Genomic DNA, 15361 nt, shown 5'->3' on the forward strand with positions numbered 1-15361 from the left:
TTCTATCGACACCAAACTTTAAAGTAGCTGTCACTTCACATTTACTCAATTTTAACAAAGTCGTGTTATATTAACACGTCAAAAAAAGGCTTTTCATGAATAGTTCAAAAATCATTAAATATTTTTTAGTCGAATGTATCGTCGTTGTCTTGATTGCGGCATACTTTTTAATCGATTCGAGCGACCTATACCGTTGGTGGGTCGGCGATACGCAGTTTGCGACGCTTTCGCTTCCGTGCGATTTGCATCACAAACGCTGTGAATTGAACCTTAAAGACGACACGCCGCTTTCGTTTGAGATCGATCCCAAATCCATTCCGCTCATGCAACCGCTTCATTTTAAGGTCACGACGCCGCATGAACTCTCTTCGATCGAACTGAAAATTTTCGCCACCAATATGAACATGGGATTTCATACGTTCGTCTTAAAACCGACAGCTAAGGGCGTATACGAAGGTAGCGGTCTTTTACCCACATGTGCGGTCGGGAATATGATATGGCAAGCCAACGTCATTTTAAACAAAAGCGATCGAAGTTTAGGGGCGGTTTTCACGTTTCAAACCGATAAATAAACTTCTCGTACAATCATCATTAACGTCGTCTTGAGTGTTTTATTTCCAAGGCGTTTCAAAGACTTGGCGAAAGCTTTCGTAAACGATTTGGACGGCATGTTCTCGTACGGATTGGATATTGCATCGTTAATCGTATAAAACGTATAAAATGTCACAAATGCGACTAAAATATACTATTTTTTTGTTATACTAAGCACTTCAAAATTTATACGATATCGTTGTTATTATGAGGAGATGTTCCGTGTCTATTACGCAAAAAGGTAACGAACTGTTCTTCGGCGAGGATCAGTTTATCGTTTCCAAAACCGACCTCAAAGGTAAGATTACTTACGTTAACGATCTTTGTATCGAAATGTGCGGCTACAGTGAAAAAGAGATGATCGGCGCGCCCCACAATATTTTACGCCATCCCGATATGCCTCGTGCCGTCTTTAAACTTCTATGGGACAAAGTCCAAGCCGGCGACGAAATCTTTGCGTACGTCAAAAACCGTACCAAATCGGGGCAGTTTTATTGGGTTCACGCCTATATTACGCCGATCGTCGATACGAGAAATGCCACAATTATCGGCTACCACTCCGTCAGGCGATGCCCCAGTCCAAAAGGCCTTAGTGTGATCGAACCCCTTTATCGTCAAATGCTCGAAGCGGAAAAAAGCGGCGGTATGCAAAGTTCTTTAGCGCTTCTTGACAATACTCTTGCGAAATTAAAGGTTTCTTATGCAGAATTTATCCTCTCCTACGAATAGATCGTCTTCACTGGCGCGTGTCCAGAATGCTAACGTTATTTCGTTGGCTATTTTTTTTATTGCGTTTTGTTTGGAGGTCTATTTTAACGGTTTTCATTGGATTCAAATCTTGAACCTCAGCAATTTCGCGCTAGGTTGGTTTATGTTCGTCAATATCCATAAAGTCCGCAATACGATTCACTCTTTAGCCGGCATTATTCACGACAGTGCGCACGGAGAACTTCACGGGCGTATCGTCAACGTCGACGACGGCGGAGAGCTTAAGCAACTCTGTTCCAATATGAATACGCTTTTGGATAACTTCGAATTGGTCACTAAAGAGATCAAAGCGACGATTTTAGCGGCTTCTAAAGAGGATTTCAGCCGTAAAATCCTTCAAAAAGGTATGCACGGCGAATTTAAAGATCAAGCGCAAATGATCAACCAAGCCGTTCACGCGATGCAGCAAACCCATGAATTTATCGCACGCAACACGTTGAATGCGGAATTGGCGCAAATCAGCAGCGGTTCTAACGACTTCTCTACCGTCCAAGCCAACCTCACGACCATCGTCGAACGCCTCAAAGAGATCGCCAAAGACGGTGAAATCTATGCCGACGAAACTAAAGGAAGCTACCAAAACTTACGCGATACGATCGAAAAGATTACCGCTTTGATCGAATTTGTCAACCAAAACGAGCAAAGTATCGGTATTTTAGCGCAACGCACACGCGACATCAGCAACGTCGTCGATATGATTAACGACATCGCCGATAAAACCAATCTTTTAGCCCTCAATGCCGCCATCGAAGCCGCGCGTGCGGGCGAACACGGACGAGGGTTTGCGGTTGTCGCCGATGAAGTACGAAAATTGGCCGAAACGACGCAAAAGGCAACCGCGGAAATTTCCGTTTCGATTAAAATGCTCCAACAAGAAACGGCGGGACTCGAGAGCAACGCCGAATCGATGAAAGAAAATGCCGACGCTTCCACTAAAACGCTCGATCAACTCAGTCTCACGTTTAACAGTCTGATCGAACACTCCAATACGACGTCGACTAATATCAATACGATTCAACAAACGATCTTCGTCACGCTTGCGAAAATGAACCATGCGATTTTCAAAGCCAACGCCTACAGTGCCGTTTACGTCAATGACGCAAACGCTTCGTTTCAAACCCACGAGACGTGCAGTTTGGGCGAATGGTACCGCAAAGACGGTGAGAAGATTTTCGGAGATACGCCAAGCTTTAAAGCCCTTTACGCACCGCATCAAAGCTTCCATCAACACGTTCTTGCCATTAGCGGCCTGATTCGTTCGACGCAATCGAATTTGTTAGATGAGAAAAAGCAAATCATCGACTTTTTTAAAGAGGTCGAGAAAGAGAGTAAAACGCTCTTTACGACGCTGGATACGATGATTGAAGAGAAAAACGCACGCCTCTAAAAATCCTTACATGTAAGCAATTTTCTTACATGTAAGGCATTGATTCCGCTTCGGGAACGCTGGGTAATTTGATCGTGAACAGAGCTCCCGATTCGGTGTTTTTGACCGTAATAATGCCGCCCATATTATTTTCGATGATCATCTTCGTCATATAAAGTCCGATGCCCGTTCCCTGTTTTGCGTACTTGGTGGTGAAGTAAGGCTCGAAAATACGCTCCATATGCTCTTTGGCGATGCCGCCGCCGTTATCTTCGATGACGATCAAAATATACTTATACCCTTTTTTGAGGTAAAGACGAATAAACGGATTGCTGATCTCTCGCTCGCTTAAAACGTCTTTGGCGTTGGAGAGAATATTTAAAAGCGCTTGCGCAAACTCGTTGGGGTAGCCGAGCACTTCCATCTTTTCGGAAATATCGAACGAAAACTCGATCCCGTGATAACGCAAAGATGCTTGCAAAATAGCGATGGCGCGTTCACACGCTTCGCTGATTTCAAACACCTCTTTTTCCTTCGAGGGTTTAAAGAAATTTTGAAAATCGCTGATCGTACCCGACATAAACGCATTGATTTTCATACACCGCTGAATGCTCTCAAGCAAATACCCCTCATCCAAATCGTGAAACTCGTGTTTGACTTGAAGATTGATCAAAAGCGCGCTGAGCTCGCCTAAAGGTTGTCGCCATTGATGTGCGATATTGCCGATCATTTCGCCCATACTCGCAAGTTTGCTTTGTTGAATCAGAAGTTTCTCCTGCTCCGTACGTTTGAGAATCTCTTCGTTAATTTTCGACTCTAAATTGTCGATCATCGCGTTGATAACGTCTTTAAGCAGACGCAACTCTTGCGCTTGTGCCGTCGAATGGAGGCGCGAAGAGAGTTTGCCGAGCTTAAGATCGTTGACCACGCTAATCGCGTCTTCGATAAAGAGCGTATCTTGGATAATCGTTGCCGAAGCTTTGGAGATGCTTTGATTGAGCAGTTTCGCCATATCCTCAAGTTCGTCTCGGCTGTGAAGCTCGATGGGTTTAGGTTGCGTCGTTTTGGTTTGCAAATAACCGAAAAACTCTTTGAGTCCCTCTTGCAATTTCAAAATCGAAGAGACGATATGGCTGGAGAGTAAATAGCCCGCGACGAACACCAATGCCGAAAGCAGAAGTACCAAAACGATCAATTCGTACTTCAGCGCACGCGCACCGGTTTGAATATCCGAAAAATTGTGTTTGGTTTGCATAATCGCATCGTGTTGAAGGGACTTAAGACGATTTAAAAGTGCCGTATAGTTTTCCCGCTCGATGGAAGTGACATGTACAAATGCCGCCTCCTCAAAACGCGCTTCCAGATAACCGCACGTCTTTTGAACACTGTTTGAATACGCTTTCCATGCACTGTAGGTTTGGGGATCCAACTTTGCGAAATTCTCTTCCAAACGCGCACGCCGGTCGATAATGTCCGCCTCGATATTTTTTCGGTAATCCTCATTGGGCGACATCACCAACGAGAGGCTCATTTCGCGTAAAGCGTTGGTCGGCTCGATGTAGTTTTCCTGCAAATGCAACGTGCTTTGAGAATTCTCGAAAATCGTCGTCGCATTACGGATATTCTCTTGCGAGAGGCTAAACGTTCGTTCCGCCAAAATCAACATGCCGATAAACGAGAAACTAAAGAGCAGTAAAAGTTTGTATTTGATAGGGATTTTTTTCATGGGAACCGCTTGGGAATCAAAGGTTTTTGAAGTTCTTCCGGATACGCTTTATCGCCTCTTACCGACCAATGCCGATCGGTAATTTTCGCTTTCCAAAACGGCTGCATTCCGATGCCGAGCGGTTCAAATACCAGTTCTTTGTTCATCGCAAAAACGGCATTGGGAATCGGGACAAACAACATATACGCCTCCTCACGCGCGCGATCTTGAATCTTTTGGGTTAAAGTGTAAAACAACGCATCGTCTTGTTCCAATCCGAAAAACGTTTCGATAGAACTTTTCATCAAAGCGTCGTGTCGCACAAAACTCCACGGATTATTCTCTTGATAGCGAATAAACACCGGCCACGGATGCCTACCGTACCAATCTTGGGTATTTTGAATCAAAATATCCCACTCTTGCGTATCTCGATGATTTTTTTGCGCCAAATCGTAAATCTCTTTTTCGCTCGTCGTAATGCGGTAACGAAGTTTCACGCCGTACGTTGAGAGCTGATATTCGATGCCTTTCCATAAAAAAAGCAACGAGTCTTGCGTGGCGACGTTTAGCTCCAGCCCTTTTAGCGTACGTTCTATCATTGCCGCGTCCAAAGGACATGCTCCGTCTTTGAACGCGGCGGGGTTGAGCCTGCCCTCTTTTTTATAGGTGAAGTCGAGTAAACTTTGTTGGTTGAGCGCGCAATTGAGTGCTTGACGCACCTCTTTACGCGCTACGGGCGAAGCGGTTTTGGCTAAATTAAAATAGATCGTAAAATTATGCGTTGAGGGCATGGAAACCAACTTGGCATAAGGAGAAAGCATGGTTTCGATCTTTTTATTGAAAGGAATTTGCATAAAATCAAGCCCGCCGTCTTCGTATAAAGCTAAACGCAACGCTTCGGCGGTTGAGAGTTCCGTGTAAAACGTAATGGTTTCGATGCAAGGATACTGTTTTTCCCAATAATAAGGATTGGCTTTGAGAATCGCTTTGGGCGTTTGTTTGCGCCCCGTAATCATTCCCTCGGTTAAAATATACGGTCCTAAACCGTAAGGCCCCGATGCTTTGATGTTGGCACCCGTCTCCGCACCTTTCCAACCGAACGTCTTCAAGTACGCTTCGGAATAGATGTAAATACGCGCAAGATCACGGTAAAGCATACCGTAGGGTTGAGACAGATGCAAACGAATCGTATAGTCGGAAATTTTTTCGACGCTTTTAAGGGAACGGTGAATGTTGGTGTAGTTAAACGGCTGTTTAAGAAAGTAGCGAAAATTGTGCATGACCGAGTCGGCGTTAAAGGGCGTACCGTCTTGAAAACGAACGCCCCTACGCAGTTCGAATTCATACAAAAGCGGCGAGAGTTTGGTGCTCTTGGTCGCTAAAGCGTACTCCCACCCTTGATCGTTTTCCGCCAAGCGCACCAAGCCCTCGTTCACCAAACGCGAAACATAGTTATACGGCATCGAAGGCAAAAAGACCTTGATATGCGAACGCGGATCTCTTACATGTAAGGCGTGTCGCTCGCTCGTATCTTCAACGTAAGGTTCCTCTTGCGCCGCAAAAATGCCGCAATGAAGGCTTAAAAGAAGTAAGCAAACAAGCTTATACCTCAAAGCTGTACCCCGTTTGCGAATGGTTTTTAATCGAACTGTTCGGAAGTTTTTTTCGCAAAGACTTAACCAACGTCCGAAGGGCGGCGATACTCATAAACTCCTCTTTCCAGACGTTGAGTTCAATCTCTTCGTAACTGACGATCATCCCCTTTTTACGCAATAAAAGCTCCAAAAAATCGGACTCTTTGTGCGTCAGCTCGGTCTCTTTGCCTCCCTCGTGTAAAATCCGTCTGTTTTTAAAATCGAATTTACAGTTTTTGCATTCGAGAAACAACGAACGTCCCGATTCGATCTCGCCGACGCAAAGTCTCAAACCGCTTAAAAGTTCGTTGAGCGCGATGGGTTTAATCAGGTATTTCTCAATCTTCAGCTCGATTGCGCTGAGTAGATACTCTTTATCGGTATGCGCGGTAATCATTAAAATGGGGGTTTTCTTGTCGTTTTTACGTATCTCTTTGACCATATCGAGCCCGTCTTTTCGGGGCATTCGAAGATCGGTTAAAATAATGTCGGGACGTTGCTCGTAGTAGATGTCGAGTGCCTCTTCGCCATCACGCGCTTCAAGAACCTCTTTGAGGTAATACGCCAAGGTATTGGCCATGGGTTTTCGAATCCCCTCTTCGTCTTCGGCATACAAAAGCTTCAAAGATTTGAGTTTTTCCAACCAAAGTTCCATCAGTGATCCTTTGAAATGAGCTTACATGTAATGATTCTAGCCAAGTTTATCTTTGGATGCTATGAGCCTCCTCCGCCCCGAAGAGCGAAGGAAGTGCGTGTTACTTATAGTTTTGCAGGTACTTCATAATCGAATATTTTTCGTCTTTGGAAAGCGCGGCTTGTTCGCCCATCGCATCTAAAATACTCGGCCACACGTTAGCATCAAACTCGCTTTCGGCATGCAAAGCGTGACATGTACCGCATTTGGCACCGAAAAGCTCTTTTCCCGCTTGCAAAATGTTCCCTTTGTCTTTGCCCAAAGCACTGCTAGCGACAAAACCTTTCATCGAGACGTTGAGCCAAACCGTTCCGTACTCGTCCGTTTTTTCGCCGATAACTTTGAGTGCACCGGCATTGGCGACCTCTAAGCCGACGATCAGCACTCCCGCTTTTTCATACACGACGGCGCTGTCTTTAGGCTGATAACCGATAAATTCGACTTCGGTATACTCACCGCTTTTGGAAAGATCTTTGACTTCCGCCGATACGATCAATTCGCCTATCGCTTCTTTGGCACTGGCATCGGAAAACAGAGGGCTATTTTTGCTCATAAACGACCCGCCCGCCCCGAAAAGGAACGAGGCAAGGCATAGGGTTAACGTTATCGTTTTGACGAACATTCTCTACGCTCCTTTAATGCTCGGGGCTTTAAATATACCGATGGCAGGTAACTCCCCTTTGAATTTCTCAATCTCCACAAGTGCCGTGGCTTGATTACCTTGGGCAAGTTCGGAGGTCGGAATATCGGCGATCAACACATTGACGTCGCCGTGTACGCATAAAGAGCCGATTTTGCCGGGCTCTTTAGGATCATACCAACCACCCTCTTGCATTCTAACAACGCCTTCCATGACCGCTTCGGTTACCACCGCACCTCCAAGCACTTGACCGCGTTTGTTGAAAATGCGCACGACGTCACCGTTTTGAATACCTCGTTTAGCGGCATCTTTAGGGTGCATCCAGATAGGCTCTCTACCTTGAACCTCTTCAAGATCGCGCAACCACGTGTTGTTGAGCTGTGAGTGAAGGCGGTATTTGGGGTGCGGAGAGACCAGATTGAGCGGGAACTCTTTTGCCGTAGAACTGCCGAGCCACTCCATCGGCTCAAACCACGTCGGATGTCCTTTGCACTCTTGATACCCGAATCCCGCAATTTTTTTCGAGAAAATCTCGATTTTACCCGAAGGGGTTCCCAAACGATGGGTTACGGGATTGTCCCTAAAAGTTTTGTACTTGATGAAATTTTTAGCCGCTTCGGGTGTTTCAAACTTCACAAATCCTTTTTCCCAAAATGCTTCAAAAGAAGGCATCGTAACACCCGATTTTTTCGCTTTGTTGAAGGACTCTTCGTAGAAGGATTTGATCCACTCCATCTTACTTTTACCCTCGGTAAACGCCAACACCTCAGCGGCACTAAAACGCCTGAGGATGTTCACGAAAATATCAAAATCGTCCATCGCTTCGCCCGCGGGTTCAACCGCTTTTTTCATGGCAAAAATGTAGCTGTTGGTGTGTGATTTGGTGATGTCGTTACGCTCTTGCTCCGTGGTTGCGGGAAGCACGATGTCCGCCATACGCGCCGTTGCCGTCCAGAAGCACTCGTTGACGACAAAGGTCTCAAATTTTTGCCACGCTTTGATCATACGGTTACGGTCTTGGTGGTGATGGAACGGATTGCCGCCCGCCCAATACGCCATTTTCAAATCGGGATAGGTCAGTTTTTTACCGTCAAATAAGATCTCACGGCCGGGATTTTCCAGACATTCCACAATGCGTGAAACGGGAATCACGGGAATTTTACGTTGTTTCCAAGGACCGTCCACTTTAGAATTCACGCTAATGCCTGTAAGTCCGGGAGAGGCCGCAGGGGCATCCGCACTCGCAGCCGTTCCTTGGCTACCGTTGCCCATTTTGACATCGCTTAAAGGATTGCCCGTCGCCGCCGCAGGAGCCGGAACACCGCCGTCTGAGTAGTGATATGCACATCCGAACCCTCCGCCGGGAAGTCCGATTTGGCCGATCATACTTGCAAGCGTGATCAACATCCAGTGCGGTTGCTCCCCATGGTGCGCTCTTTGGAATCCCCATCCGCCCATGAGCATCGTACGTTTAGAGACAAACTCTTTGGCTAGCATCTTAATCACTTTGGCATCTACGCCGCAGATTTTAGCCGCCCACTCGGGTGTTTTAGGAGTTTTATCCTCGCCCTCGCCCAAGAGGTATGCTTTAAACTCCGCAAAGCCGCTGGTGTATTTTTCCACAAACTCTTTGGCATAAAGGTTCTCGCTGTACAGATAGTGCGCCATACCGAGCATCATCGCAACGTCGGTCGTTGGGCGTACTTTGATATGTTCTGCTCCAAAATAGACCGCGGTGTTGTTATAAACCGGATCGATGCAGTAGAACTTGATACCGCGCTTTTTCGCTTCGGCTTTGAGTTGTTTCATATACTCATACGATTGATGATCGGGCACGCCCCACGCAATTTGATTGGTATTGATCGGATCGCTGCTCCAAAAAACGATACACTCGGAGTTGGCAATGAGATTGGGATACGCTGTTTGTTGATTGCTCGACTCGTCGCCGCCCGTAACGTAAGGGGTAATCGCACGAATCGCATGGGTTGAGTAGGTTAGCGTACGTGAAGTATACCCACCGGCGATACCGAGCATTCTGCCTAAAAGTGCTTGAGGGTTATTGAGACTTCCGACGCAAAACCAACCGTAACTTCCACCGTATACCGCGTCAGGCCCGTAACTTTTATAGACGCGTTTGAGCTCGTCGGCAATCAAATCAAAGGCTTTTTCCCATGAAACGCGCACAAATTTGTCCGAACCGCGTTTGCTTTTATCGCTTTTGTAACCGTTTTTCAAATACCCTTCGCGAACGCACGGATATAAGATACGATCTTGCGCATAGGTACGTGCCGGAAGTCCTTGAATTAAGCTCGACGGATAACGATCTTCCGCAAACGCCTCAACGCTCTCAAATCGAGAGTTGCGTACTTTGGTCGTTACCGCACCGAAGTGTGAGGCACTCACGCTATCAACGCCGTCTTGTAAAATCGAATCGCCGACTAAGGGAATCGCTTCGGCGTTCACCGTAGCAACCATCGCGCCTGCCGCCGCACCGCTTGCTTTTAAAAACGATCTTCTGTCCATCTTCTTTGTCATTGTCTGCTCCTTGAATTGAACGATTTGAGCCATACGAAAACGTATGAATCTTAAGTAAAAGTTACGTTTAGAATGTAATTTTTACTTTTATAGATGAAGCTTAACGAAAAAAAATGAGGAATTAATGAGTGTTGAGAAGCGTTCAAACGATCGAAAATCTATCGCAAAAAACCTTACATGTCAGCTAATATCCTATACTCAGCGCATAGAGAATCATGCCTTCTTGTTGTAAAAAAGCCTTGACTTCGTCGTCGTAATAAGCACCGATACCGCTGCATCCAAACCCTAAATACGTAGCGATCAGGTACAAGCGATGTCCGAGGATACCCGCTTTTTGCATCATCGCTTGGTAGTTTTGCGCATCGTCTCCTACGATAAAAAACGTCACGCCGCTCTCTTCACCGAGGGCTTGCTCCAAGCATAAATAGCCCGCATATTTTGAAAAATCGCCTTTTTGCACGTATTTTCCCTCCCGCCAAATACCCTGCTCCATGCCGTTCACGCGGTTAATAACCGCATAAAGATCGACCCTCACGTCACAGTCGCTGGGAATCGGCTCCGTTACAAAACGTATCGTTTCGAAAAATTGCTCTTTGGAAAGAGGTTTTTGCGTAAAATCGCGAATGGAGCGACGCTTCCAAATGGCTTCTTCCCAACGTTTACGATCGAACGCAAATGCGGGCATAGCACGTTGTTCTTCTTCCGCTTGAAGCGTACATGTCATCCGGTACGCCTCTTCGATACGAAGATCGGCTTCAAACCGTCCCGTTCCATCCACCCGCATAAGGCGCAACGCCGCTATCTGAGGGCTCAATGCTTCGTCCTCTTCTCCGACAATCACGCTCGAGAGAAAAAACTCTTCGTTTTCAAAAGCAAAAAGCGTGTTCAAACGACTTCTATCCAAGCGATAACAGACACGATAATCGCGCTTGAAAAGCAAGCACGAAGCTTCCAATGTACCTATCATATGCCCCGTATCGAGTAAGCAGTAGCGAAACGCACGCGTTTGATACTTCCAAGAAGAGCGATAGTAAAGTGCCGAAAACAAGAAAACGAAACCTTTGATTTTTTTTACATGTAAAAATGTTTCTACGCCTTCGTTCTCATTTAAATCGCCTAAACGTACCAACGTGTTTTCCAAAGTGCATAGATGGTAAATTCCGTCTTCCAATCCCTCGACCGTGCGAATTTGTACGTACGTTTCCGTCGGATACAAAGCTCCGGCACTTGGATTGGTACGCAAAGCATACGTAACGCCCGGATAGCTTTTTTGCGCCGTAATGCCGCCGATAAGCATCAAAAAGCGATGCGAAGGTACTTTCGCATCCAGCGCAATACGAGGGAAACTCTCAGGATAGCTTTTAAACGGTTTGGGAGGATTGTCCCAGTCGATACGATGCGACTTCATTCGCACCGAGCGGTACGTGTGGGCCGTTTGATCATGGTAGCTAGACATGTTTGCTCCTTTAGCGTATGCTATCTTTTCATCGCTACTAAAAGCTTTACATGTCAGGATTAATCACGTCTTGAAAGTATCGTTGTCAAAAAGAGGCGTACGTAAGACAAAGGGGCGGTTTGAAACCGCCTCTTCTCAAACCGTCGGATTAAAATTTATACGCGGCTTTAAATCGAAATTCGTTGGTATCTTTAGCACCGCTATCGGCACTGAGATCTTCATACTGCGCTTCTAACACGAAGCCTTTGAGTGCACCCTCGAAAGCATAACTGGCGTAAAAATCTAAAGTGTTATAATCTTTACTTTTAGCACCCGCTGCTTGAGGAAGGTCGACGCTAACGTAGCGTGCACCGATTTTAGCTTGTGCATTAATCGCGTAATTGCTATCGATCGCATACGCTTTGGCATCCGCGCTGTAATTACCGCTACCGATCACGTTAGCGGTATAGATGATATCCGATCCGCTTCCCACGCCCGCATTGCCGCTGGTTGCGATCGTGTCGGCATTACCGTCTTTATCGACTTTCGTATACGCAACATAGGTATTAAGGCCGCTAAAGCCGATGCTGGCTTTTAAACCGTAAAATCCGGAATCTTCCCTGCTCATAGCGTTGTCAAAGTTGATCACGTCATACTGTCCTGAAAAGCCGTACGCAAAATCGCCTGCTTTTCCGGCATACGCAAGTTCGGCATAATAGACGTCTTCTTCATCCGTAACTTCCGCCCATTGTCCCGTAACCGTTAGACCGGGGATCGATTTGTTGATCGCCAATAAAGTGTACGCACCATCACCTTTTTGTCCGACTTGCGCAAATTCAGGCACGCCCGTCTCAGATGAGCTGGTTTGCGTTAAGGTACGGTTTTGGTATTTGTCGACGTATCCGGCAACCAAAGTGGTTTGAGGAAGATCAGTATTAACGATCGTAGCACCTTCAAACGATTGTTTGATCATACGAGAACCGCTTCCGGCAACCAACGGCGTAGAGATAAATTGACGACCGATTTTTGCGGTTGTTTGACCGATCGTGTATTGTAAATAAGCTTCGGAAAGAACGGCACCTGAACCGTATTCGTCACCTTTAAATAAGTTTTTAGCGTCCTTGTCGGCAAACGGAGCAAAGTTGGATTGCATCGTCGCTCCGAATTTAAATCCGTACAAAGAATCGCTCACGTAACCAAGAACGACGCCCGTATTGAAAATGGAAGCATTTCCTTTTTTAGCCGTACCCGTATTGGCATCGCCCGTATCTCTATCGAAGTAGTACGCGCGAAGTTCTCCGCTCACTTTACCGTTTTTAAAAGCGTCGGCTAAGGTATCCGCTGCAAATGAGCCGGACGTAAGTCCCGCAACTACGATTGCCGCCAAGCTAAGTTTAGCTAATTTCATCTATTTTCTCCTGCTGAATTGTATGAAAAGGCACGATGAGTTTAGCAAAAGCAAAAAGGCATCACAACCGTATTTTTAAGCGTTTTTTCAGATTATGACCGTTTGGTAATCAAACCGTAACGAAGCTGTAACCATTGGTTAAAAAGAGGAAATTTAGACGTTTTTATTACCGATCGGTAATACGTTAAAAGGCAATACGAAGCGTTTTTTTCAAACCTTCGTATCGCGAAAAAGGCTAAAAACTATTTTTTAGCGCACGGTTTTTTCGTACCGCATGTTTTAGAAGAAGCCGGTTTCTCAACTTTTGTCTCTTCACTGACTGATTTAGCCGCAGGTTTTTTGCATGCCATGTTTGTCTCCTTAAAAGATTGGATAGTGAAAGTATACTCCCATCGTGAAACAAAAATCGCTAAAAATAAACTAAAACCGTTGTCAATACTTACGGGATTTTCGTTTAGCTTTTGCCAAGGTGATGAGAATAACCGCACCGATAATCAGCGTTGTTGCAAGAAGTGAGCGTAAAGAGAGCACTTCATCTGCAAAGAAGTATCCTAAAAACAGGGCAACCATCGGATTGACGAAAGCATACGTGGAGGCAAGATAGGGTGAGACATTTTTTAAGAGCCAGACATAGGCGCTATAGCCCACCAACGAGCCGATAAAAACCAAATATGCAAAAGCCCATATCGAGCGTAAAGAGAGTCTTTCGGCATGAAACTGCTGCCATTCGCCAAAGAGTGTGCCGACGATGATAAGCACAAGCCCGCCTGAGATCATCTGCATGGCGGTGGTGAGCATCACGGAAGTCGGCAAGGTGGCTTTTTGAGAATAGATCGAACCTAATGACCACAAAATCGCCGCTAAAAGTGTCAACACGAGTCCAAACGTATCAAAGTGAAGGTCGGCTTGCCTTGAGGGTAACATCAACATAACCACCCCAATAAAGCCGATGAGCGTTCCGATCAGCGTGCTTCTATTGGGTCTAGTCTGGATTTTCAAGAGCCAAGCGATCGCAATCATCCACAAAGGCACCGTTGCAATCACAATAGCGGCAATCGAAGAGGGAATCGTTTTTTCAGCCACAACCACAAGCCCATTACCGCCCAAAAGAAGTAACGTGCCGATGATCGTGGTGTCTCTCCACTCGATCAGTCGTGGACGCTTTTTTTCTTTGTACGCAACAAACTCATACAACAGCACTCCCGCGATCACAAAACGAATGCCCGCCATCAAAAAAGGCGGAAAGGTTTCGATGGCAATTTTAATCCCCAAATAAGTACTGCCCCACACGATATATACCGCCAATAATGCCACACCAATACTCAGGTTTTTGCGATGTTTGGTTAAAAAATTTTCGTTTACATGTAAAGTGTTCATGCCCGTTTCCTTGGTGTGTTTGGCGATGTATCCGTGTTCTAATTTGGCTCGAAAGGGTTTCAACGAGTCGTTTGAAGAGATCAAGAATCAAAAGATGGTGTCCCGAATGCGATTCGAACGCATGGCCTTCAAATTAGGAATTTGATGCTCTATCCTGCTGAGCTATCGAGACAAAAATGAAGTTTGATGTGGCGGGATTATAGCAAAAGCATACTTAGGAAATCTAAAAAAGAAAGTCTCAAAGTGCCTGATTGATTTAAGCACTTTGAGATAAAGAACACGAGAATGAAGCGTTAAAACGCAGGAACGATAGCGCCTTTGTATTTTTCAACGATAAACTTTTTCACTTCATCCGATTGAAGTGCTTTGAGTAACGCTTTGGTTTTGTCGCTGTTCTCGTTGCCCGCTTTTACCACAAGGATGTTCGCATACGGAGAGTTAGAAGACTCTAACGCTAAAGCGTCCGTACTTGGATTGAGTCCTGCTGGAAGCGCGTAGTTGGTGTTGATAACCGCAATGGTAAAATCTTCGATCACACGCGGTAATTGTGCCGCTTCAAGTTCTGTAAATTTAAGATTTTTTGGATTTTCAACGATGTCCAATTTGGTTTTATGCTCAGCATCTTTGAGTTTGATCAACCCCGCATTGGCTAAAACATCGAGTGCTCGTCCTGCGTTGCTTGGATCGTTAGGAATCGCTACGCTATCACCCTCTTGAAGCTCTGAGAGTGCTTTAATTTTTTTAGAATAAACACCGATCGGCTCGATGTGAATATTGCCCACACTGACCAATTTCGTACCTTGGCTTTTGTTAAACTCGTTCAAATAGGGCGTATGTTGAAAAAAGTTCGCATCGATCTCTCCGCTGTCTGTGACTTTATTGGGAATCACATAGTCGTTAAAGACCTTAATTTCAAGCGTATAACCCTCTTTTGCCAAAAGCGGTTTGACCACTTCAAGAATTTCAGAGTGAGGAACAGGTGTTGCTCCAACGATGATCGTTTTTGCGCTTTTATCTTCTTTTGCCGCCACTTTATTCTCAGCTTTTTTATCGCCACTGCATCCGACGAATGCTAAAGCTGCGCTGACTAAAATAACCCCTAAACCCTTAAACATGTGTGCTCCTTTAAATAACTAATTGTTTAGTAAATCACTTTATTTACTAAACAATTCTGAAATCGTAACGTCATTCGTATTAAAAAGGACTGA

12 protein-coding genes and 1 tRNA gene are annotated in these 15361 nt (G+C 45.5%); 3 read left to right on the plus strand and 10 right to left on the minus strand.

The features are described 5' to 3' along the window. Positions 1 to 95 precede the first annotated feature (95 nt). From NL930_RS11210 to NL930_RS11220, 3 genes are all read left to right on the plus strand, one after another. Entirely contained in the window at positions 96 to 572 is a 477-nt protein-coding gene (locus tag NL930_RS11210) for a hypothetical protein (RefSeq protein ID WP_254376728.1), read from the plus strand. A 241-nt stretch (positions 573 to 813) separates the two neighbouring features. Then, positions 814 to 1320 (plus strand): PAS domain-containing protein, encoded by a 507-nt coding sequence (locus NL930_RS11215; protein ID WP_254376729.1) that lies wholly within the window; start codon positions 814 to 816, stop codon positions 1318 to 1320. A 43-nt stretch (positions 1321 to 1363) separates the two neighbouring features. Beyond that, entirely contained in the window at positions 1364 to 2746 is a 1383-nt protein-coding gene (locus NL930_RS11220; protein WP_354672756.1) for a methyl-accepting chemotaxis protein, read from the plus strand. Positions 2747 to 2771: 25 nt separating this feature from the next. On the opposite strand, the gene NL930_RS11225 is transcribed toward NL930_RS11220, so the two are convergent. From NL930_RS11225 to NL930_RS11270, 10 genes are all read right to left on the minus strand, one after another. Continuing rightward, entirely contained in the window at positions 2772 to 4451 is a 1680-nt protein-coding gene (locus NL930_RS11225; protein WP_254376731.1) for a sensor histidine kinase, read from the minus strand. Continuing rightward, positions 4448 to 6043: an ABC transporter substrate-binding protein gene (locus tag NL930_RS11230; RefSeq protein WP_254376732.1), complete on the minus strand. Its 1596-nt coding sequence runs from the start codon at positions 6041 to 6043 to the stop codon at positions 4448 to 4450. The genes NL930_RS11225 and NL930_RS11230 overlap by 4 nt, the downstream gene beginning before the upstream one ends. Next, positions 6033 to 6719 (minus strand): response regulator transcription factor, encoded by a 687-nt coding sequence (locus tag NL930_RS11235; protein WP_254376733.1) that lies wholly within the window; start codon positions 6717 to 6719, stop codon positions 6033 to 6035. The genes NL930_RS11230 and NL930_RS11235 overlap by 11 nt, the downstream gene beginning before the upstream one ends. 100 nt (positions 6720 to 6819) lie before the next feature. Beyond that, positions 6820 to 7380 carry a hypothetical protein gene (locus tag NL930_RS11240; RefSeq protein ID WP_254376734.1) on the minus strand — a complete coding sequence of 187 codons (561 nt, stop codon included), beginning with the start codon at positions 7378 to 7380 and terminating at the stop codon, positions 6820 to 6822. Positions 7381 to 7383: 3 nt separating this feature from the next. Continuing rightward, positions 7384 to 9933 (minus strand): trimethylamine-N-oxide reductase TorA, encoded by a 2550-nt coding sequence (gene torA / locus NL930_RS11245; RefSeq protein WP_254376735.1) that lies wholly within the window; start codon positions 9931 to 9933, stop codon positions 7384 to 7386. Positions 9934 to 10117: 184 nt separating this feature from the next. Next, positions 10118 to 11389 (minus strand): nitroreductase family protein, encoded by a 1272-nt coding sequence (locus NL930_RS11250; protein WP_254376736.1) that lies wholly within the window; start codon positions 11387 to 11389, stop codon positions 10118 to 10120. A gap of 148 nt (positions 11390 to 11537) precedes the next feature. Further along, the gene (locus NL930_RS11255; protein WP_254376737.1) at positions 11538 to 12776 is read right to left on the minus strand and encodes an OprD family outer membrane porin; all 1239 of its coding nucleotides are present in this window, start codon (positions 12774 to 12776) and stop codon (positions 11538 to 11540) included. A 432-nt stretch (positions 12777 to 13208) separates the two neighbouring features. Beyond that, positions 13209 to 14216: a drug/metabolite exporter YedA gene (gene yedA, locus NL930_RS11260; protein WP_254376738.1), complete on the minus strand. Its 1008-nt coding sequence runs from the start codon at positions 14214 to 14216 to the stop codon at positions 13209 to 13211. 32 nt (positions 14217 to 14248) lie between these two features. After that, positions 14249 to 14325: transfer RNA gene (locus NL930_RS11265), tRNA-Arg, on the minus strand. A gap of 121 nt (positions 14326 to 14446) precedes the next feature. Next, the gene (locus NL930_RS11270) at positions 14447 to 15268 is read right to left on the minus strand and encodes a MetQ/NlpA family ABC transporter substrate-binding protein (protein WP_254376739.1); all 822 of its coding nucleotides are present in this window, start codon (positions 15266 to 15268) and stop codon (positions 14447 to 14449) included. Positions 15269 to 15361 lie beyond the last annotated feature (93 nt).

Source organism: Sulfurospirillum sp. hDNRA2 (genome assembly GCF_024206095.2).
Classification (GTDB): Bacteria; Campylobacterota; Campylobacteria; order Campylobacterales; family Sulfurospirillaceae; genus Sulfurospirillum.

Coding starts and splice junctions, on each gene's coding strand:
- NL930_RS11210 (WP_254376728.1), top strand. CDS start 96: ATGAATAGTTCAAAAATCATTAAATATTTTTTAGTCGAATGTATCGTC.
- NL930_RS11225 (WP_254376731.1), bottom strand. CDS start 4,451: ATGAAAAAAATCCCTATCAAATACAAACTTTTACTGCTCTTTAGTTTC.
- NL930_RS11235 (WP_254376733.1), bottom strand. CDS start 6,719: ATGGAACTTTGGTTGGAAAAACTCAAATCTTTGAAGCTTTTGTATGCC.
- NL930_RS11240 (WP_254376734.1), bottom strand. CDS start 7,380: ATGTTCGTCAAAACGATAACGTTAACCCTATGCCTTGCCTCGTTCCTT.
- torA (WP_254376735.1), bottom strand. CDS start 9,933: ATGACAAAGAAGATGGACAGAAGATCGTTTTTAAAAGCAAGCGGTGCG.
- NL930_RS11250 (WP_254376736.1), bottom strand. CDS start 11,389: ATGTCTAGCTACCATGATCAAACGGCCCACACGTACCGCTCGGTGCGA.
- NL930_RS11255 (WP_254376737.1), bottom strand. CDS start 12,776: ATGAAATTAGCTAAACTTAGCTTGGCGGCAATCGTAGTTGCGGGACTT.
- NL930_RS11270 (WP_254376739.1), bottom strand. CDS start 15,268: ATGTTTAAGGGTTTAGGGGTTATTTTAGTCAGCGCAGCTTTAGCATTC.